The sequence below is a fragment of the Aquabacter albus genome, assembly GCF_040049275.1.
GTDB lineage: Bacteria > Pseudomonadota > Alphaproteobacteria > Rhizobiales > Xanthobacteraceae > Aquabacter.
The window spans coordinates 195468-215176 of the sequence record NZ_JBDZDT010000001.1 but is presented as its reverse complement, the minus strand read 5'-3'; the positions used below and the strand labels follow the sequence as shown (position 1 = coordinate 215176).

18 protein-coding genes are annotated in these 19709 nt (G+C 66.5%); 10 read left to right on the top strand and 8 right to left on the bottom strand.

Going from position 1 to position 19709, the window contains the following annotated elements:
• Positions 1–22 precede the first annotated feature (22 nt).
• On the bottom strand, positions 23–958 hold the full coding sequence (locus ABLE91_RS00895) for an ArgK/MeaB family GTPase (protein WP_348927532.1): 936 nt from the start codon (positions 956–958) through the stop codon (positions 23–25).
• 649 nt (positions 959–1607) lie between these two features.
• Here ABLE91_RS00895 and ABLE91_RS00890 point away from each other — a divergent pair.
• Positions 1608–1949: a rhodanese-like domain-containing protein gene (locus tag ABLE91_RS00890; protein WP_348927530.1), complete on the top strand. Its 342-nt coding sequence runs from the start codon at positions 1608–1610 to the stop codon at positions 1947–1949.
• Positions 1950–1952: 3 nt separating this feature from the next.
• Here the strand turns inward: ABLE91_RS00890 and ABLE91_RS00885 are convergent, their stop codons facing one another.
• The 3 genes from ABLE91_RS00885 to ABLE91_RS00875 are packed head-to-tail and all read right to left on the bottom strand — an operon-like array spanning position 1953 to position 5037.
• Positions 1953–3098: a sensor histidine kinase gene (locus ABLE91_RS00885; protein WP_348927529.1), complete on the bottom strand. Its 1146-nt coding sequence runs from the start codon at positions 3096–3098 to the stop codon at positions 1953–1955.
• Positions 3098–3535 (bottom strand): response regulator, encoded by a 438-nt coding sequence (locus ABLE91_RS00880; RefSeq protein ID WP_348928296.1) that lies wholly within the window; start codon positions 3533–3535, stop codon positions 3098–3100. The genes ABLE91_RS00885 and ABLE91_RS00880 overlap by 1 nt, the downstream gene beginning before the upstream one ends.
• Before the next feature lie 5 nt (positions 3536–3540).
• Entirely contained in the window at positions 3541–5037 is a 1497-nt protein-coding gene (locus ABLE91_RS00875; protein WP_348927527.1) for a sensor histidine kinase, read from the bottom strand.
• A 225-nt stretch (positions 5038–5262) separates the two neighbouring features.
• Between ABLE91_RS00875 and ABLE91_RS00870 the strand changes: the two genes are divergently transcribed.
• The gene (locus ABLE91_RS00870) at positions 5263–6648 is read left to right on the top strand and encodes a glutamine synthetase family protein (protein WP_348927525.1); all 1386 of its coding nucleotides are present in this window, start codon (positions 5263–5265) and stop codon (positions 6646–6648) included.
• 10 nt (positions 6649–6658) lie between these two features.
• Here the strand turns inward: ABLE91_RS00870 and ABLE91_RS00865 are convergent, their stop codons facing one another.
• Positions 6659–6868 (bottom strand): hypothetical protein, encoded by a 210-nt coding sequence (locus ABLE91_RS00865; protein ID WP_348927522.1) that lies wholly within the window; start codon positions 6866–6868, stop codon positions 6659–6661.
• Positions 6869–7139: 271 nt separating this feature from the next.
• Positions 7140–8588, bottom strand: a complete 1449-nt coding sequence (locus ABLE91_RS00860; protein ID WP_348927520.1) for an MFS transporter — start codon at positions 8586–8588, stop codon at positions 7140–7142.
• A 320-nt stretch (positions 8589–8908) separates the two neighbouring features.
• On the opposite strand from ABLE91_RS00860, the gene ABLE91_RS00855 reads away from it, so the two are divergent.
• The 4 genes from ABLE91_RS00855 to ABLE91_RS00840 all read left to right on the top strand — a co-directional run bounded on the left by ABLE91_RS00855 (position 8909) and on the right by ABLE91_RS00840 (position 14439).
• A complete protein-coding gene (locus tag ABLE91_RS00855; RefSeq protein WP_348927518.1) occupies positions 8909–9322 on the top strand; it encodes a hypothetical protein in 414 nt (137 codons plus the stop codon).
• A gap of 69 nt (positions 9323–9391) precedes the next feature.
• A complete protein-coding gene (locus ABLE91_RS00850) occupies positions 9392–11434 on the top strand; it encodes an NAD(+) synthase (RefSeq protein ID WP_348927516.1) in 2043 nt (680 codons plus the stop codon).
• Between the two features lie 81 nt (positions 11435–11515).
• Complete coding sequence (locus ABLE91_RS00845; RefSeq protein WP_348927513.1) at positions 11516–13264, top strand: ATP-binding cassette domain-containing protein; 1749 nt, start codon at positions 11516–11518, stop codon at positions 13262–13264.
• Positions 13177–14439 (top strand): nucleotidyltransferase domain-containing protein, encoded by a 1263-nt coding sequence (locus ABLE91_RS00840; protein ID WP_348927510.1) that lies wholly within the window; start codon positions 13177–13179, stop codon positions 14437–14439. The genes ABLE91_RS00845 and ABLE91_RS00840 overlap by 88 nt, the downstream gene beginning before the upstream one ends.
• On the opposite strand, the gene ABLE91_RS00835 is transcribed toward ABLE91_RS00840, so the two are convergent.
• The gene (locus tag ABLE91_RS00835; protein WP_348927507.1) at positions 14436–15095 is read right to left on the bottom strand and encodes a 2'-5' RNA ligase family protein; all 660 of its coding nucleotides are present in this window, start codon (positions 15093–15095) and stop codon (positions 14436–14438) included. The two genes, ABLE91_RS00840 and ABLE91_RS00835, sit on opposite strands and share 4 nt — an antisense overlap.
• Between ABLE91_RS00835 and ABLE91_RS00830 the strand changes: the two genes are divergently transcribed.
• Entirely contained in the window at positions 15094–16317 is a 1224-nt protein-coding gene (locus ABLE91_RS00830) for a DUF1963 domain-containing protein (protein WP_348927504.1), read from the top strand. The genes ABLE91_RS00835 and ABLE91_RS00830 overlap by 2 nt on opposite strands.
• A 23-nt stretch (positions 16318–16340) precedes the next feature.
• On the opposite strand, the gene ABLE91_RS00825 is transcribed toward ABLE91_RS00830, so the two are convergent.
• Positions 16341–16898 carry a MarR family winged helix-turn-helix transcriptional regulator gene (locus ABLE91_RS00825; protein WP_348927501.1) on the bottom strand — a complete coding sequence of 186 codons (558 nt, stop codon included), beginning with the start codon at positions 16896–16898 and terminating at the stop codon, positions 16341–16343.
• Positions 16899–17211: 313 nt separating this feature from the next.
• Here ABLE91_RS00825 and ABLE91_RS00820 point away from each other — a divergent pair, with 313 nt between their 5' ends.
• From ABLE91_RS00820 to ABLE91_RS00810, 3 genes are read left to right on the top strand one after another with little or no spacing between them, the layout of a single operon-like run.
• Positions 17212–18171, top strand: a complete 960-nt coding sequence (locus ABLE91_RS00820; RefSeq protein WP_348927499.1) for an ABC transporter substrate-binding protein — start codon at positions 17212–17214, stop codon at positions 18169–18171.
• Entirely contained in the window at positions 18158–18940 is a 783-nt protein-coding gene (locus tag ABLE91_RS00815) for an ABC transporter ATP-binding protein (RefSeq protein ID WP_348927496.1), read from the top strand. Before ABLE91_RS00820 ends, ABLE91_RS00815 begins: the two co-directional genes overlap by 14 nt.
• Positions 18933–19709, top strand: a complete 777-nt coding sequence (locus tag ABLE91_RS00810) for an ABC transporter permease (protein ID WP_348927494.1) — start codon at positions 18933–18935, stop codon at positions 19707–19709. Before ABLE91_RS00815 ends, ABLE91_RS00810 begins: the two co-directional genes overlap by 8 nt.

Genomic DNA, 19709 nt, shown 5'->3' with positions numbered 1-19709 from the left:
CGACAGCTTTCGCGCATTAAGCTTACGAGTGCGTTAAGCGCGCAGCGAGCGCCGCCTCCCGGGCGAAAGGTCCGCCGGCCGGGAGCGTGATGCCGCGCGCCCGCTTCAGGCCTTCAGTGCCGAAGCGGATGCGGACCGCCTCCTCCACCCAGCGGAGTTCTTGGGCCGCTCGGCGGGTCTCCGCGCGGTCGCCTTCGGCAAGGTGTGCGCGATGGTGCGCGACCGCCGTGGCGAAATCATCAAGGCCCTCTCCGTTGGCCGCGGAGAGGCGGATAACGGGAACACGCCATGCCCCGCCGCCCCCGGCGAGCGAGAGGGCGCCGCTGACATCGGCGGCGGCACGGCGTGCCACATCGGCCATGTCGGACTTGGTGACGACGATGATATCAGGCAGCTCCATCACGCCCGCCTTCATGAACTGGAGGCTGTCGCCGGAGGCGGGCTGGATGCACAGGACCACGGTGTCGGCCACAAGGTCGATGTCCGCTTCGGACTGGCCGACGCCCACGGTCTCCACGATGACGCGGTCATAGACGGCACGGAGCAGGACGATTGCCGCGACCGCATCGTCCGACAATCCCCCGAGCCGGTCGCGGGCGGCCATGGAGCGGACGAAGACGCCGCGATCCTCCGGGTCGGTCTGGATGCGCGCGCGGTCTCCCAGCAGCGCGCCGCCCGTGCGCCGAGAGGAGGGGTCGACGGCCAGCACGGCGATGGTTTCGCCCTCTGCGCGGGCACGGCGGACGAGCGCATTGGTGAGGGTGGATTTTCCCACACCCGGCGGCCCGGTGAGGCCGAGCACATGGGCCTTTGCCGCGCGGGTCGCCTCATCGAGGAGGGCGACCAGCTCGGGCGCGCCGCGCCGCGCCTCTGTCGCCGCCAACGCCTGCGCCATGGTGCGCTTGCCGCCGGTGCGCAGGTGTTCAAGGGTGGGAATGCTCTGTCGCGAGCTGGACATGCACGCAGAGTAATGCGCTTCGCGAAGCGAGGGAAACGGCGCAAGGTCACAGAGCGCGTGTGCCGGGCGCAGAATGGAAAAAGGCGTCGACTTGCGCCGACGCCTTTCCACTGATCGGAACCGTGCGGGGGAACGAAACCGATCAATAGTCCTTCAAAAGTCCCTGGGAAGTGACGCGAACCGCTCCAGATCGGCGATTTCCGTGACGCTCCCGGAACCCCGGATGCCGCTAACTTTCGTCACAGCACCACGCGATTTATTGAGTTCTGCATACCAATCAGAACATGAACATCAGATGAGTGCCCTGCTTAGTTCGAGTTCATTGGCGGTATGATGATGGTATCAAATGCGGTTTGATTGGCATGGTCATCCTTTTAAGGCTGTCCGTAACCTGCTATAATACAATGAAATTATCGATCGGCGGCGGATGCGGGATCGCAGCGCGTCGCTGGATGGGAGCGCCGATGCCGGCCCCGCCCAACGCAAAGCCGAGCGATAACAAAAATGTTACCCCGCGCGGGCGCTCCCCGTTCCGGCCATGACCATCTAAGCAGTGACCCCGGAGGCGCACCGCTTGCGCGCGCGCTGCGGTGCGGATAGCGGAAGATAGCATTCCGCCGCGCGGGTCACGGACCAAGGACAGACACAGATGAGCGAATCCAATCCCTTCGGCGGCCGAATCAGCCACCTCACGGTCGAGGAGGTGAAGGCGGGCATGGCGGATGGCAGCATCCTCCTCGTCGATGTCCGCGAACCCAACGAGATTGCGGCGGAGCGGATTCCCGGCGCCGAGACGTTTCCCCTCACCACGTTCGATGCCGCTGCGCTGCCGGATCCCGAGGGCAAGCGTCTCGTCTTCTCCTGCCGCTCGGGGCAGCGCTCGCAGCGCGCCGCGGCCATGGCGCAGGCGGCCGGCCTTCCTTATGAGGAGCATATGCAAGGTGGGATTCTCGCCTGGAAGCAGGCGGGTTTCGAAACCGAGCAGGGGTGAGCGTCAGCGCTGGGCCGTGGGGTCCAGCGCGAAAGTGAGGCTCACGCGCGTGCCGGGTTGGAGCGGGGCAAAGGCCAGTTCCGCTCCCAGCTTGGACGCCATGGCGCGCACGATCCGATTGCCCAGTCCCCCGGTGCTCGCTCCAGGATCGGCGGGCAGGCCGATGCCATCATCCTCCACCGAGAGAAGGAAGGCGCTTCCCTCCTGGCGCAGCGCGATCCGCACCGGGCCGCGCCCCTGGGGATAGGCATATTTCGAGGCGTTGATCACCAGCTCGGTGACGATGACGCCGATGGCCACGGCCCGGTCCGGGTCGATGGCCACCGGATCCGCCGCCACAGAGAGCGCGATGCCCACATCGCCGTGCCGGGCGGAAATCTGAAGATCATCCACCAGGGCCGCCAGATACTGGTCCACGGCGACCGTCGTGACCTGGTCGGAGGTGTAAAGGCGCCGGTGCACCTGCGCCACCGCGGCGACCCGGCCCCGCGCGGCGCTGAGCGCCTCCTGCACTTCGGGATTGTCGGTGGCGCCCGCCTGGACGTGGAGCATGGAGACGATGATCTGGAGGGAGTTGCCCACCCTGTGGTTCATCTCCCGCAGCAGCAGCGCGCGCTCGGCGGCGAGGGCCTCGAACCGGTCGCGAGCGGCGCGGATCTCCCTCTCGGCGGCTTCATGCGCTTTGCGCATGCGCACCGTCTGCATCGCGGCATCAAGGGCGGAGCGCAGCAGCTCGATGAAGTCGCTCTGCACCTCCTTGATCACATAGTCGGTGGCGCCCGCCTTCAGGGCCGAGATGGCCACGCGGCTTTCCTGGGTGCCGGTCACATAGACGACGGGGGGCGGATCCGGCATGGCGCGGATGGCGGCCAGGGTCTCGAGCCCGTCCTGCCCCGGCATGAAATGATCGAGCGCCACCACGTGGATGTCGCCTTGGGCGAGGCGCGCAAGGCCTTCCGGACCGGATGTGGCAAGCTCCACCTCATATCCCAGGCGCGAGAGCTTGCGCCGCACCAGGAGCCCGAGGCCCGGATCATCATCGATATAGAGGATGCGCATGCTCTCCCCGGCCGGCACACCGTCGGGGCCGAGCAACTCCTCGCGCTCGGGCGCCGGATCGGCACTGTGCTCGGGCGCCAGGGACGGCATCATTTCGCCTCGGGCACCTGGATGACGGAGAAGAACAGGCCGAGCTGGCGGATAGCGTTGGCGAAATTCTCGTAATTGACCGGCTTGGTCACATAGACATTGGCGCCGAGGTCGTAGCAGCGCTGGATCTCCACCTTGTCGTCGGTGGTGGTCAGCACCACGACGGGGGAGCGTTTCAGATGCTCGTTTTCCTTGATGCGCTTCAGGATATCGACGCCGGTCATGTCTGGCAGGTTGAGATCCAGCAGCACCAGCAGCGCCCGCCCAGCGCTCACCGCGCCGGAGCCATCCGGGCCGAACAGGTGCGTGAGGGCGCTGGTGCCATCCTTGAAGGGAACGATCTCGTTGAGCACGCCCGCGCGACGGATGTTCTTCTCGATCAGGCGTGCGTGACCTTCATCGTCCTCGATCATGATGATGGTGACGTGATTGACCATATGGTTCATTCCCCCTGGCGCTGCATGGTCAAGGTTCGCGGCAGCGTGACCTTGAATGTCGTCCCTCGGCCCAGCTCGGAATCGAGCATCACGGATCCGCCCATGCGGCGCACCAAGGTGCGCACATGGGCAAGGCCGATGCCCTCCCCAGGCGTGTCCTGGGGGCCGGAGCGGCGGAACAACTCGAAGACGCGCGCGCGATCCTTCGAATCTATACCGCGTCCGTTGTCCGATACCAAAAAGGTAATATAGGCCGAACTCTCGATGGCGTTCACCTCGATGCGCCCCGGCACGTCGGTACGCAGGTATTTAACCGCATTGTCGATGAGATTGGTGAAAATCTGCTCCAGCGCGATGCGGTCTGTGACGAGGGGCGGCAGCTTGGCGATCTCGATCTTGGCGTCGCGCGCCATCAATTGATGGGCGACCGTCGAGGCGATGTTCTCCACCAGGGCGTTGGCGTCCACCGGAACGGGCTGGAACTCTGCGCGACCCTGGCGGGACAGATCGAGGATCGCCTTGATCAGCCGGTCCATCTTGATGATGGACGCCTTGATGAAGCCGAACGCCTCGGTGAAATCCTGCGCAAGTTCCTCGTCCTGGGCCGCATTGGTGTCGCCCGCGCGCTCGCGCAGCCCCGAAATGCGGTGGAACAGGTCCGTGCGCAGCTCCTCCAGCTCGCTGGTGAAGCCCATGATGTTGACGAGGGGCGAGCGCAGATCGTGGCTGACGATATAGGCGAAGCTCTGGATTTCCTGGTTGGCTTCCTGGAGGTCGGCAGTGCGCTCCTCGACCCGACGTTCCAGGTCCACATTGATGACGGCGAGCGCGGCATGGGCCTGCCGCAGCGCGCGGTTGGTGCGCTGGGAGAGATGGACCGAGACGGCGGCGACGCTGATGATGGCGATGACGCCGACAATGTTGACCAGCAGCAGCCATTGCGCGGATTCGCGCGCCGAAGCGGTGCGCGAGCCGAGCAGCCTCTCTTCCTCCGCCTTCATCATCTCGATGGCGGAAGCGATGTCTCGCATCACCAGCTCGCCGCGATTGGTGTTGACGATGGCGAGGGCTTCATCCCAGCGCCCCTGGCGGCCCAGTTGGACGGTCTGGCCAAGCTCGTCCATCTTCTCACGTATCTTCGGCAGAAGGGTCTGGATCGTGCCGGTCTGGTTCGGATTGTCGGCGGTCAGCGTGGCGATCTCGCCCAACTCGGGCACGAGGTCGCGGCTCGAATTGTCGAAAAGCTGAAGGTAGGAGGGGTTTCGGGTCAGTAGGAAGCCGCGTTGCCCGCTCTCGGCACGCCGCACCAAGACCTGGATCTGGGCGAGGGAATTCTCCACCTCCAGCGTATGGGCAACCGCCGCCGCATCGCTGCGGGCCTGGTTCACCAGCCAGATGGAGGCGGCACTGATGGCGATGAGCACTGCAAAGCCGAGGCCGAGCAAGACGGGCTGACTCAGGCGCGACAGCAATGGCGCCCGGTTCTGGTCACGTAACGCCATGCGGGGGGTCTACTCCGGCGCGCTGGAATGCTCTGTAGAGAAAAGGAAAGGCCGAGCGGCCCGAATCCCGGACGAAATCAGGCGTAGAATAGCGTGAACTTCCCGTTGCGGACAACATTCCCGGGATGACGGCGTGATAAGGTGAAAATAAAGGCAGAGCTACAGCTTGTCGGTGAGCCGGCGACGCGCTTGAATAGGCAATGAAATTTCGAGTGCTGGAGTATCATGCCGGAATCTGCCCCCACCTGCCGCATCGAGGACATGGACGACACCAGCGGGGCCGATGAGGCGGGCGCCTTCGTGAAGGCATTCGGCATTCCGGAGATCGTCGAGGTCCTGTTGCCGGACACGTCCGGCATCCTGCGCGGGAAATGGCTTCCCGGCGCCGCCATGAACAAGATCTGGAAGAGCGGCGTTCCCATCCCGCTCTCCATCTTCGGCCTCGACATCTGGGGGTGCGAGGTGGAGGCCACCGGCATCCACATCGAGACCGGCGACAAGGACGGCCTGTGCTGGCCCGTGCCCGGCACGCTGAAGCCGGTGCCCTGGTCGCCGCGTCCTTCGGCCCAGGTGCTCATTACAATGCATGAGCCGGACGGCGCGCCCTGGATGCTCGATCCGCGCCAGCAGCTCGTGCGCATCGTCGACCGGCTGGCGGCGCGCGGCTTCTCCGCCTGCGTCGCGTTCGAGCTGGAATTCTATCTGCTGAAGCCGGGCGCGGAGGGGGCGCCGCCCCAGCCGGTCTTCTCCACGCAGGGGCAGGCGCGGCAGAACATGTATGCCATGTCCGACCTCGACGCCTACGCAACGCTGCTGCACGACATGCGCACCGCCGCGGCGGCGCAGGGCCTGCCCACCGACACCGTCATCTCAGAGGCGGCACCGGGCCAGTTCGAGGTCAATCTCTATCATAAGGACGATGCGCTGGGTGCTGCGGACGACGCCATCCTCCTGCGCCGCCTGATCGACGGGGTCGCGCGGCGGCACGGCCTGCGCGCCACTTTCATGGCGAAGCCGCTGCTGGATTTCGCCGGCAACGGCATGCATGTGCATGTGAGCCTGAAGGACAAGGCCGGCGCCAATGTCTTCGCCCGTGGCGGCGGTGAGGGGGAGCGCCTGCTGCGACATGGGGCAGGTGGCCTGCTCTCCACCATGGCGGATTCCACGCTCTTGTTCGTGCCGAGCTTCAACGGCTATCGCCGGCTGGTGCCGGGCAGCTATGCGCCCACCGGCATCACCTGGGGGTACGACAACCGCTCGGTAGCCGTGCGCGTGCCCAATGGCCCGCCGGATGCCCTGCGGCTGGAGCATCGCATCGCCGGGGCGGACGCGCATCCTCACCTGGTGCTTGCGGCAATCCTGGCGGGAATGCTGGAAGGCATCGAGGCGGGCATCGAGCCGCCGGCGCCGTTCACCGGCAATGCCTATGAGAACGATGCCCCCCTCCTTTCGCCCTCCATGGCGGAGGCGGTGTCGCGCTTTGCGGGCTCGCCCTTCATCGAGCGGGCGTTCGGGGAGGAATATCGCCGGGTCTATGCCGTGATGAAGCAGGAGGAACTGGCCGCCTTCTCGCGCACCATCCTCCCGCTGGAATATGAGACGTATCTGTGAGGGGGCGGCGTCAGCCGATGCCGCCAGAAATCTTCACCTTGCCGTCATGGCCCTTCGGCAGGGGAGCCGAAATCCCGCCACTGATGCCGGTCGGTGTGGTCGAGGCTCCGGTCATCCCGCCAGACGGGGTTCCGTGAATGGGCGGGTTGGACCCGTGCTCGGGCTTGGCGGTCCGGGCCGCAGCCGGCTTGGCCGGCTTATGGGACTGTGAAGCGTTCATCCGCTCCTCCTTTTGTTGGTTTCGCCCCCTATCAATGCACATGGGAGCCCTCGGGTTGCTTGTCGAGGGGGCGATCCTGCGCTTGACGCAGATCAAGGCGCGCGACGGATGCATTTTTAGGGTGCGGGTCCGAAGGAGATCCGCCATGCCCCTTGAGATAGCCATCGTCGTCGGCGCCATCGTCGCGCTTTTCGTCGGCTTTGCCGCCGTGCTGTTCTGGAGCGACCGCTACACCGCCTCCAAGCCCTGAAGGCGGCCCGGACGCGTGCTTTCAGTGGTCCGCCATCTCGCCGCGCGGATCGGGCAGGGTGTTTTCCTGCGCCGCCTTGCGGCCGGCCATTTCCGCGCCCGCATCCTTGGGCAGGCGCAGGAAGCTGAAGATGGACAGGGCACTGATGGCCGCGACCACCAGGAAGGCGGGCGTGAAGTCCGACAGGATCAGCTCGGTGGAGCCGCGCGAGGACCGCATCACTTCCAGAACCATGCCCGCCACCGCGACGCCCATGGAGATGGAAACCTGCTGCGCGACGCTGACGAAGGAGGTGGCCCGGCTCATGTCGTGCTGGTTCACGTCGGCATAGGCGATGGCGGTGAGCGCGGTGAATTCCAGCGAGCGGAAGAAGCCGCCCACCAACAGCACGGCGATGATCACCAGATGTGGCGTCTCGGGGGTGAACAGCGCGTTCGAGGCGATGAAGGCGGCCGAGATCAGGCTGTTGACCACCAGCACGCGACGGAAGCCGAAGCGGCGGATGATGGGGGCGGCCGTGGCTTTCATGACCATCGCCCCCGCTGAGGCAGCGAAGGTCAGCAGGCCCGAGGCGAGCGGGGAAAGGCCGAAGGCCAGTTGCAGCATCAGCGGCAGCAGGAAGGGAATGGCGCCGATGCCGATGCGGAAGATTGAGGCCCCCACCACGCCGGCGCGGAAGGTGGGAAGGCGCAGCAGCCCGAGATCCAGCACCGCATGAGGCGTGCGGCGGGCGTGCAGGACATAGAGGACGAAGGCGATGATGCCGACGGCGATGACGCTGCCGGCCATCCACAGGGGCACCAGCTCCTGGCCCATCACCGCAAACCCGAAGACGATGCCCGACAGGCCGATGCCTGAGAGAATCAGCCCCCTGAGATCGAGGGGCGGCACGTCCTCTTCGCGCACATTCTCGATGAACCGCGTGGCGAGGATGACGCCAAGGATGCCGATGGGCACGTTGATGAAGAAGATGAGCCGCCAGTCGAAGAAGGTGGTGATGAAGCCGCCGAGGGGCGGTCCGAGCACGGGCCCCATCAGGGCCGGCACGGTGAGCCAGGCGAGCGCGGAGACCAGTTGCGCCTTGGGAATGGACCTGAGGATGACCAGCCGTCCCACCGGCACCATCATCGCCCCACCCATGCCCTGGATGATGCGGTAGAGCACGAAGTCCATGAGGCTCGTGGACAGCCCGCACAGGATCGAGCCCATGGTGAAGATGACGATGGCGGAGCGGAACACGGTGCGCGCGCCGTAGCGGTCCGCCGCCCAGCCGCTCGCCGGAATGAAGACGGCGAGGCTCAGGAGATAAGAGGTCAGCGCAAGCTTGAGCGAGACCGGATCTTCATTGAGCGAGGCTGCGATGGCGGGCAGCGAGGTGGAGATCACGGTGGAATCCACCTGCTCCATAAACAGCGCACACGCCACGATGAGCGGGATCAGCACGTGCCGGGGCAGGGTGGGAGCGGGCATTCTGGGTCCGATATTGATCAGTGCTCCTTAGCATATGTCTGCAGCAAAGGGAGGCGCCTCGGCGCATGGTTTTGCCGCCTGCCTTCCCATTCCGCGCATGCATGCCGCAGGGTTTATACGCGCCTTATGTCGTTCGCTCCCCTTCCCAATGGAGGCTTTATCGCGGCCGTCCCATCCTTTTTGCGTGAGATGCGCTTCAGCGCGTCGCGATCAAGGAGATGGGCAACATGCCCCGCACTTCGCCGTCCAAGACCCGTTCGCAGGCTTCTCGTCCCGCAGAAAAGGCGGAGCCCCGAGAACCTCTCCCGCCGGTACGCGCCATGATGGCTCTGACCCGGCTCGACCGGCGGGATCATGTGGCGGTGCTCGGCCAGGGCGGCCTCGACACCGCGCTTGCCTTGTGGCGCGCGGGCTTCGTGCATGTGGACGTAGCGCCCGAGCGGCTGAACCGACCGGCCTTCGGCACCGCCGATGCCGTCATCATCGGCAATGGCAATGAACGGCTGGCCAAGGCCGTGGACGCGGCGCGCGGCGTCCTGCGGGTGGGCGGCTGGCTCATCGTGCGCGCCCAGCGTACGGCCGCCGACAGCATCGAAAGCGTGCGCCGCCGCCTGAAGGAGGCCGGGTTCGCGCCGGGCCCCGGTTTGGTGGATGCGGACAGCGTGTGGGTCGCCGCGCGCCGGCGTCCGGAACTCACGCTGCATGTGAATGCCATGAGGTCGCGCATCGCCTGACTTGTTCTGGCGTGAAAAATCCCCGACCTTGCCCGCCACTTTTCAGACCTGGGCGGCGTGCGGGCGACGATGGATTTCCACTCTCTCTACAGCCATGACTTCATCCGTGTGGCCGCCTGCGTCCCCCGGGCGCGGGTGGCCGACCCCGACTTCGCCGCCGAGGAGACCCTGCGGGTGGCGGAGGAGGGGCATAAGGCGGGAACGGCGGTCATGCTGTTCCCCGAGCTTGGCCTGTCCTCCTATGCCATCGACGACCTCCTGTTCCAGGACGCGTTGCTGGACGCGGTGGAGACCGCCATCGCGCGCATCGTGGAGGCGTCCCGCCGGCTCTATCCCGTTTTGGTGGTGGGGGCGCCGCTGCGCCGGGAGGGGCGGCTCTACAATGCCGGCGTGGTGATCCATGACGGCGCGATCCTGGGCGCCGTGCCCAAGAGCTATCTGCCCAATTACCGCGAATTCTATGAACGCCGCCATTTCACCTCCGGCCTGGGCGTGACCGGAGGCGCAATCGAGGTGGCGGGCAGGAGCGTGCCGTTCGGCACCGACCTCCTGTTCCGGGCGGAAGGCCCGGTGCCCGTCACCTTCCATGTGGAAGTGTGCGAGGACGTGTGGGTGCCGCTGCCGCCCTCCACCCGCGCCGCGCTCAACGGCGCCGAGCTTCTGCTGAACCTGTCCGCCAGCAACATCACCATCGGCAAGGCGGATACCCGCCGTCTGCTCTGCGCCAGCCATTCCGCGCGCGCCATCGCCGCTTATGCCTATTCGGCGGCGGGGCCGGGGGAATCCACCACGGATCTTGCCTGGGACGGGCACGCGGCCGTGTTCGAATATGGCGAGACCCTTGCGGAGACCGAGCGCTTCCCGAAGGGCGCCGTAGTCGCCACCGCCGATGTGGACCTGGGGCGTCTCCGCCAGGAGCGCATGCGGGTCAATTCATTCGGCGACTGCCAGCGGGAGGAAGCGGGGCGCGGCCCCGCCTTCCGCACCGTGTCCTTCCGCCTCGACACGCCCGGCCGCACCGTGCCGCTCGGCCGCAAGCTGGAGCGCTATCCCTTCGTGCCCTCAGACCCCTCCCGCCTCCGGGAGGATTGCTACGAGGCCTACAACATCCAGGTGCAGGGCCTCGCCAAGCGCATGACCGCCTCGGGGGCGCAGACGGCCGTGATCGGTGTCTCGGGCGGGCTTGATTCCACCCAGGCCCTCATCGTCGCCGCCCGCGCCATGGATTTCATCGGCCGCGACCGCAAGAACGTCCTCGCCTATACGCTGCCGGGCTTCGCCACCTCGGACGAGACCAAGTCCAACGCCTGGGCGCTCATGCGGGCGCTCGGCGTCTCGGCCGAGGAGATCGACATCCGCCCCGCCGCCCGCCAGATGCTGGCGGACATGCGCCACCCCTTCGCCGAGGGGCAGCCGGTCTATGACGTGACCTTCGAGAATGTGCAGGCGGGGCTGCGCACCGACTATCTCTTCCGCCTCGCCAACCACCATCGCGGGTTGGTGGTGGGCACCGGCGACCTCTCCGAGCTGGGGCTCGGCTGGTGCACCTATGGCGTGGGGGACCACATGTCCCACTACAACGTCAACGCCTCCGTGCCGAAGACGCTGATCCAGCACCTCATCCGCTTCGTCGCCGCCTCTGGCGATGTGAGCGAGGAGACCGTGCGGGTGCTGCATTCCATCCTTGCCACGGAGATCTCGCCCGAACTGGTGCCGGCGAGCGAGGGCAAGCCTATCCAGTCCACGCAGGCCATCGTCGGCCCCTATGCGCTCCAGGACTTCAACCTCTTCTACCTCACGCGTTACGGCTTTCGCCCCTCCAAGATCGCCTTCCTCTCGCACCATGCCTGGAGCGATGCGGAGCGCGGCTCCTGGCCGGTGGACCTGCCGGCGGGCGACCAGCGGGCCTATTCGCTCACCGAGATCCGCCATTGGCTCGAAGTGTTCCTGAAGCGCTTCTTCACCAGCCAGTTCAAGCGCTCCACTCTGCCCAACGGCCCGAAGATCACCTCCGGCGGCTCCCTCTCGCCGCGCGGCGACTGGCGCGCGCCTTCGGACGGGGATGCCCGCCTCTGGCTGGACGAACTTTCGCGGAACGTGCCGGAGGCGTGACGCGCCGTCTGACAAACGTCGTGGAAAAGTTGCAGGTTCGTCACGCTGGCAGGAGTGGGGTTCCCGCCGGAAGGGGTGGGGATGATCGAGCTTCTCAAACGCTGCTTCGGCTTCAGCATGGCGGTTGCCCGCTTTGCCGGCGGGCGTGCCATTGTCGCGGCGCTGCTGGTGGGGGCGGGCGCCCTGCTGGAAGGCGTCGGCATCGTGCTTTTGGTGCCGCTGCTGGCGATGCTGTTCGATTCGGGCGCGGGATCAGGCCATCTTGCGGCCTGGGCCGGCGCCTTCGCGCCCGGGCTTGATCCCACCGCGCGCCTTGCCTTGCTGCTCGGCCTCTTCGTGGTGCTGATGGTGGTGCGCATGGTGGTGCTGTGGGTGCGGGATGCGCGCCTCGCGGCCCTGCATGTGGGATTTGTGGAAGCGCAGCGCACCATGGTTGCGCGCCAGCTTGCTTCCGCCCGTTGGGCGGCGCTGGCGCGGCTCGGCCATGGGCGCATCAACCACATCATGAGCAGCGATGTGCAGCGCTGCGGCGCCGGCGTACATTTCCTGCTCCAGAGCGGCACCTCGGTGGTGATGGTGCTGGTGCAGACGGTCCTCGCCTTCCTCCTCTCGCCGGCGCTGACCTTGTTCGCCGTCGGCATGATGGCGGTGGGGGCGTTCGCTTTGTCCCGTCTGCTGCGCAAGGCACACGAGGCCGGCCGGCGGGTCTCCGGCTCCAACCTCACCATCATGGAAGAGGTCGGCCGCTTCCTGTCGGGCATGAAGCTCGCCATGAGCCAGAACCTGGAGGGCAGCTTCGTTGCCGCATTCGAGCGCGAGCTGAACACCGCCGCCGAGCAGCAGAAGGCATTCATCCGGCAGCAGTCCCTGACGCGGGGCCTGTGGACACTTCTCGCCGCCGTCGTCGCCCTGGCGACGGTGCTGGCGGGCTTTGCCGCGCTGCATGTCTCGGCGCCCGTGCTGCTCACCTTGCTGGTGGTGCTGAACCGCATCGCTGGGCCGGGCGCTCAGATCCAGCTCGGCCTCCAGCAGATCGCCTATTCCCTGCCCGCCTGGGAAGCGGTGCGCGCGCTCCAGCAGGAACTGGCGCAGGCGGCCCGCGCGGTTCCGGCGTCTGCCCACAAACCGCTCCTGCGCGGCACTATCAGCCTGGAAGACGTGGTCTACACGCATGAGGCCGATGCCGGGGCGCTTGGCATCTCGCTGCGCATCGAGCCGGGCGAGATGGTCGGCATCAGCGGCGCTTCCGGCGCGGGAAAGACCACCTTGGCCGATCTTCTCTCAGGGCTGGTGGAGCCGCAGTCCGGCCACATCAGGATTGGCGACGTGCCGCTCATGGAGGATGTCGCCGCCCACTGGCGGGAGCAGGTGGCCTATGTGGCCCAGGACCCCGTGATGTTCAACGACACGGTGCGTGCGAACCTGCTCTGGGCGCGGCCCTCCGCCGGCGCGGACGCGCTTGCCGCGGCGCTCGCGGTCGCCGGGGCGGAGCCCGTGATCGCGCGCCTGCCGCAGGGTCTCGACAGCGTGGTGGGCGAGCGCGGCGCGCTCGTCTCGGGCGGGGAGCGTCAGCGCCTCGCTCTGGCGCGCGCTTTGCTGCGCCGTCCAGCCCTTCTGATCCTGGACGAGGCGACGAGCGCCATCGACGTGGCCGGCGAGCACGAAGTGTTGGAGCGCCTCCGCGCCCTTGAGCCGCGCCCGGCCATGGTGATGATTGCCCACCGTGCGGAAAGCCTTTCCTTATGCGACCGGGTGCTAGTCCTCGACCGGGGACGCGTGGTGCGGGAAGAGAGCCGCACCACGCCCATGGCGGCGGAGGCCGTGGGGTGAGGAAGGGCCTACCGGCGGAGTTCGCTCTGCTTGCCGCGTGCTGCCGCTGGCCCCCCTCAGCGGAGCGGGAAGCGGCAGTGCGCGCGGCGGCGAATGGCTCCGTCGATTGGGCGCGCTTCGAACAATTGGTGAGGCGCCATCGCGTGACGGCCCTGGCGCGCAACGGGCTGGTGAAGGCGGGCATCGCGCTGCCGCAGGCATTCGAGGCTCACCTTGCCCGCGCGACCGCCGAAGAGGGGCGCCTTGCGCTCGCCATGGCGGGGGAGACGCTGCGCCTCCATCGGCTGTTCGATGCGGCCGGCCTGCCCATCCTCATGATCAAGGGCGTGACGCTCGCCTGCCTTGCCTATGGCGATCTCGGCCTCAAGCAGTCGCGGGACATCGACCTCCTGACCACGCCGGAGCACGCCTCCGCCGCCCGCCGCCTTCTGGAGGAACTCAGCTACCGGCCGAGCGGGGAGGCGCAGCCCTCCACCGAGGAAGAGTTCGACCTCATCGTCGCGCTTCACATGGAGCAGGAATTCTCCCATCCCGCTTCCGGCATGACGGTGGAGATTCACTGGCGACTCGCGCACAACCCGCACCTTCTCGGCAGTCTTGGCATGCCGGCGCAAAGCGTGCCTCTGGGTGGCGGCCTGCTTCGCACGCTGTCGGACGAGACGCTGTTTTCTTATCTCTGTGTCCATGGCGCGCGGCATTGCTGGAGCCGGCTGAAATGGTTGGCCGATCTCAACGCCTTCATTGCCCGGCCGGAAACGGACATCACATCCCTGCACCAGGCCGCGCGGGCGGTCGGCGCCGGCCGTGCCTCCGGCCTCGCTCTGCTTCTGTGTCACGACGTGCTGGGCGCCCTCGTGCCGGAGGCCATCCTGGCAGAGGCGCGGGTCGACCGGACGACGTGCCTCCTTGCAGCCAATGCGCTGCGCTGCCTCGCCTATGACGAGCGCGGGGGACAGATGCCCTTCGCCTTTACGGTCCGCCGCAATCTTTCAGACTTCTTCCTCGGGGAGGGCGCGGGATATGCCTTCCGGGAGGCGGGCCTGAAATGGACCTCCCACACCGACCGGCTTGCATGGCCGCTGCCGCCGGCGCTCCACTTCCTCTATCACCTCGTCCGCATTCCCCTCTGGGGCCTGCGCAACGGCCGGCGTTTGCTCGGCCGGCAGCGGCCCTAGGCGGCCAAGGGCCAGCGCCCGAGCGGAATGTGCTTGCCCTGTCCCAGCAGGCTGTGGACGAGCACGAATTCCCGCGCGGTCCATTCCACCGGCCCTACGGGGCGCATCTCCACATGGCGCGTGTCGTAGAGCAGCGTCATGTGGGGCGTGAGATAAGGCGGGACGCGGCATCCGAGCCCGTTGCGGGCCATGGCCCTGCCTAGCGCGTGCTGAAATTCCAGTAGCGGGATCAGCGGCAGATCATTGAGCAGAACCAGCGCCGACTTGCGCTTGCGCCCGTGCGCGAAGGTGCCGGCGCGGTCGAAGGTGACGGGAACTGACTCTTCCACAACCTCCTCCGCCGCCCGCCGAGCCTGCGCAACGAGGCCGTCCGGAAGGCCGGCAAAATCTCCCAGGCAGCAGAGGGAGACGTGAAGCCGGTCCCGCCCCAGCGGCTGGCTCTTCAGGCCGAATTGTTCGCACAGGCCTTTAACGATCTGCGTGGTGTCCGCTGCGGCCTGCGCATCCGGGCACACGGCAAAGAAGAGGCGGTCGGTCGGCGTCGGATCGAGCCCCGGAAAAGAAAGTTGAGCTTGGCTATGTCTTGCAACCTTCATTTGCAGAACATATAGTGAACATGCATACTCGAAAAGTCCAGCGGAGACGGGGGTAGCCATGTCCTTGATGCAGCCCGAGCACGATGCGCTGATTGCGAAGATCGCGACGTTGACGGAAGCGATGGGGGATCGGGATCGGTATATGGACCGGATCCCCGTCAGCCGGTACACCCGGTTTTTCAAGCAGCGGCATGCTTTGCTGGATCGAATTCGCTCCGACCCGGCGCGCAGGGAGCTGCTTCAGGCATTGCTCGATCGTTCCGAACCGGAGGTCCGCCTGCTCACGGCTTCGTACTGTTGCCAGCACGAGATGATGGTGGCGGAAGCCGAGCGTGCGGTGGAGAAACTGGCGCGAGGGCGGGATTATTCCGCAGAGCAGGCTGCGGCATGGCTCGAGAGCCACGCAAAGGCGGCGGTGAAGGAACGTCTTGCCGAACCCAAGCTCCAGCCGCCCAAGAAAATCCCCTATGCGCCAATGCCCGGTGGCTGCACGCACGAGACGGGGGCCGCCCTCATCAATGCGGCTTTCTCCGAGCCGCGCGCCGGCACGCTCGCGGCGCTGCTGAAGCGGGCTGTCCGGCTGTGGCCGGTTAAATTTTCCGGGGATCCGGTGGCGTCCCGCTTCGGTGGCCTGCCGGTCTTTCCCAAGGGCCAGTCCTGGCCGCGGGTGGATGATGAGCCCATGGTCTTTGTCGGCCAGATCAATTGCGCGGAGCTTCGCGCGGCGGTTGGAAAGACGCCATTCCCGGATCGCGGCATCCTGCAATTCTTCGGGGAATCGGACGGCGTCATGGGATGCGGACCGTGTTGCGACAGCGCCGTCCTCTATTTCCCGGATCCGCAAAAGCTCGGATCGGCGCCCCTTCCCGTCGAGGATTTCGAGCTGAGCCGTGAGTGCGGCTTGGCATTTTATGACACGGTCGAACTGCCCGATCCGCAAAGCGATGCTGTCGAGGCGCTGGGGCTCACCGCGGCTGAAGTGGAGGCTTATGCGGGCCTGCGCGCGCAGATTTCAAATCATGGCATGCCCGAGGATCCGTGGAGTGATGCGCGAAGCAAGCTCCTCGGCTGGCCGGATCTCATCCAGGAGCGGGATGTGGGGGTGTTTTTACCCAAGGAGGAGAAAGCTGGGGAGAAGCTGCTGTTGCAGGCCAACTCCTATCACGACGGCTCGGATTGGCAGAGCTGGGGCGATGGCGGCAACATCTACTTCGTTCTTGAGGCAGAGGCCCTCGCTCAGCGGGATTTCGATGATGTCTGCATCGATATGCAGGGCCACTGAGATGCGCTTACCGGGCGGGGGCTTCACTCCTCGCCCTTGCGCCGTCCCCGCCGGCCTTTGAAGTCGGCCCGCATCTCGGCGCGGCTATATTGGTTGTTGCCTTCCACCAGCTGGGTGAGCATGGCCATGAAGGCCGGGCGGAACTCAGGGTCCAGCGGCGCCAGCAGCCGCTCCTGGGCGCGGACCATGCTGGCATACATCTGCTCCACCAGCGTGCGGCCCTCATCGGTGAGGAAGACGTTCATGGAGCGCCGGTCGGTCTCGGACCGCTCGCGCCGCACCAGGCCACGCTCGGCGAGGCGCTCCAGCACGTCGGCCACATTGGTGCGGTCGATGCCCACCTCCACGCCCAGGGTGCGCTGGTCGCTCCCCGAATGCTGGAGCAAAGCGGTCATCAGGCCGTACTGAACCGGGGTGAGGCTGAAATCCTTGCACTCCTCCAGGAAGATCGCCGAATGGATCTGGTGCAGCCGCCGCACCAGGAAGCCGGGCCGCGCCGAAAGCGGCATGGACGGGATCATGTCGTGACGCCCGTGCTCCACCTCATGCAATTTTCCCTCGCCCCGACCCTTCACTTGCATGCGTCGTCCCAATCGTGATCCCGCGGCGATGCGCCCAGCTTGAAGCATATGGGAGCATGGGCGCCCATTAGCCGGCAATCTCCGCAATTCCAAGCCTGCCGATCCGTCACCCCCCATCGCCACCGCTGGCTCGGCGGCAGCGATGAGAGTGCAATCAGCATTCGCGCAGCATACCCCTTTATGGCTTGATGGGCATGCTCTTTTCTGCTTTCGTTGAGCCTATAGAAAACTTCCAGAAGACGGGGAATCTGTCATGCGCTCAAAGATGATCCCTGTAGCATTTGCCGCCCTAATAAGCTGTATGCTGATTAATTTGGCGTCATCCGCCGCGGATGTGATCCGCGTCCGGCTGGACTGGACGCCGTGGGGCAACCAGGCGCCTTTCCACCTCGCCGCGAAGAAGGGCCTGTTCGCCAAGCACGGACTCGACGTGGAGATCGCCGACGGCAACGGCTCGGTCGCCACGGTGCAGATCGTGGGCAATGGCGAGTTCGACGTGGGCCATGCGTCCCTCGCGCCCATGGCCATCGCCCGCGCCAAGGGCCTGCCGGTGAAGGCCATCGCCAACTTCATCCGCCAGAACGATATCGGCCTGCTGGTGCCCAAGGACAGCGGCATCACCAAGCCGGCGGACCTGAAGGGCAAGAAGCTGGCCTTCACCGCCGGCTCGCTTGAGGCCCCCTTCATCGATCGCTTCCTCGCCGCCGGCGGGTTGAAGCGCGCCGACGTGGAACTGATCGCGGTGGATGCCGCCGCGAAGGCGGGGACCTACATGACCGGGCGCGCGGACGGTGCCTTCTCCTCAGTGCCCTTCCTGCTGCCGCTGGTGGAGGCGCAGCGCCCCGCCGCCGCCATCAAGTTCGCCGATTACGGCCTGGAATTCCCCAGCTTCGGCCTGTTCGCCACCGAGAAGAGCATCGCCGAGAAGGCGGACGCGCTGCGCCGGTTCTCCTCCATCGTGGCGGGCACCTGGACCTACATCTTCAACGGGCACGAGGATGAGGGCGTCGAGGCCATCATCGCCGCGCGCCCGCAAGCGAAGCTGAACCCCGCCGTACTGCGCGCCCAGATCGAGACCCTGAAGGGCTTCGTCTCCACCCCCGCCACCAAGGACAAGCCCATGGGGGTAATGGCGGAGGAGGATTGGACAAAGTCCCTCTCCGTGCTGGCCGAGGGCGGGCTCGTCCCCGCCGGCCAGGCGGCGGGCGACTATTTCACCAATGCGCTCCTCGATCCGGCGCTCATCGCCGAGGCGGCCAATGGCGGGCGCTGAAACCGCCCTCATCGCGGCGAAGAACGTCACCAAGACGTTCGGGGGGAAGAAGGGGCTCCTCGCCCTCGACGACATTTCCCTCGATATCGGGGAGGGGGAGTTCGTCAGCCTGCTCGGCCCCTCCGGCTGCGGCAAGAGCACGTTCCTGCGCTGCCTCGCCGGGCTTGAGGCGCCGAGCGCCGGCACCCTGTCCCTGGACGGGCGCGCCATTTCCGGCCCGCCGGAGCGGCTCGGCATCGCCTTCCAGCGCGATGCGCTGCTGGATTGGTTCGACGTGCTGGAGAACGTGCTGCTGCCGGCGGATTTCGGCGGCCTGTCCAAGAAGGCGTATGTGCCCCGTGCCCGCGAGCTTCTCGCCATGGTGGGGTTGAAGGACTTCGCCGGCGCCTATCCCGCCGCCCTGTCCGGCGGCATGCGCCAGCGCGCCGCCATCTGCCGCTCGCTGCTGCTGGACCCGCGCCTGCTGCTCATGGACGAGCCCTTCGGCGCGCTCGATGCCCTCACCCGCGACCAGCTCAATGTGGACCTGCACCATCTCTGGCTGAAGCGGCGCATGACCACTGTCTTCGTCACCCACTCCATCTCGGAGGCGGTGTTCCTGTCGAGCCGCATCGTGGTCTTCTCCCCGCGCCCGGGGCGCATCGTGGAGAATGTGGTGCTGGACCTGCCGGACGAGCGCCGCCTCGCCGTGCGCGAGAGCTCGCAATTCCTCGATTATACCCGCCATTTCCGCCATCTGTTCGAAACCATGGGCCTGATCCATGATTGACGGCCTCCTCTTCCTGCGGCGCCTCCTTCTGCCGGTCCTTGGCGCCATCTCCGCGCTCATCGTGTGGGAGGCGGCGGTCCACATCCTCCATGTGAAGCCCATCCTCGTGCCGGCGCCCTCGGTGGTGTTCGCGGAGATCGCGGCCTCGCCGGGCTGGTTCGCGGAACAGACGGGCTATACCGCCTTGATCACGCTGGCGGGCTTTGCCAGCGCGTCCATCTTCGGCATCCTGTTCGCGGTGTTGATCGTGGAATGGAGCGTGCTGGACAAGCTGCTGTTCCCGCTTTTCGTGGCGCTCAACAGCGTGCCGAAGGTGGCGGTGGCGCCGCTCTTCATCATCTGGTTCGGCACCGGGTCCGAGCCGAAGATCGCCATCTCCTTCCTGGTGGCGGTGTTCGCCATCGTGGTGGATACGGCCCTCGGCCTGCGCTCGGTGCCCGCCGATACGCTGGATCTCGCCAAGGCGCTGCGCGGCTCGCGGCTGAAGGTGCTGCTGCGCATCAAGCTCTATTGCGCCTTGCCGCACATCTTCGCCGGGCTGAAGGTGACCATGTCGCTGGCTCTGGTGGGCGCCATCGTGGGGGAGTTCGTCTCCTCCCAGAGAGGGCTCGGCTACGTGATCCTCACGGCCCAGGGCATGTTCGACACCCCGCGCGTGTTCGCCGCCATCCTCATCCTGGCGGTGCTGGGCGTGGCGATGATCGCGGTGATCGACGTGCTGGAGCGCATCTGCCTGCCCTGGAAGCAGGGGAGGGCCGAGGGGCATTGA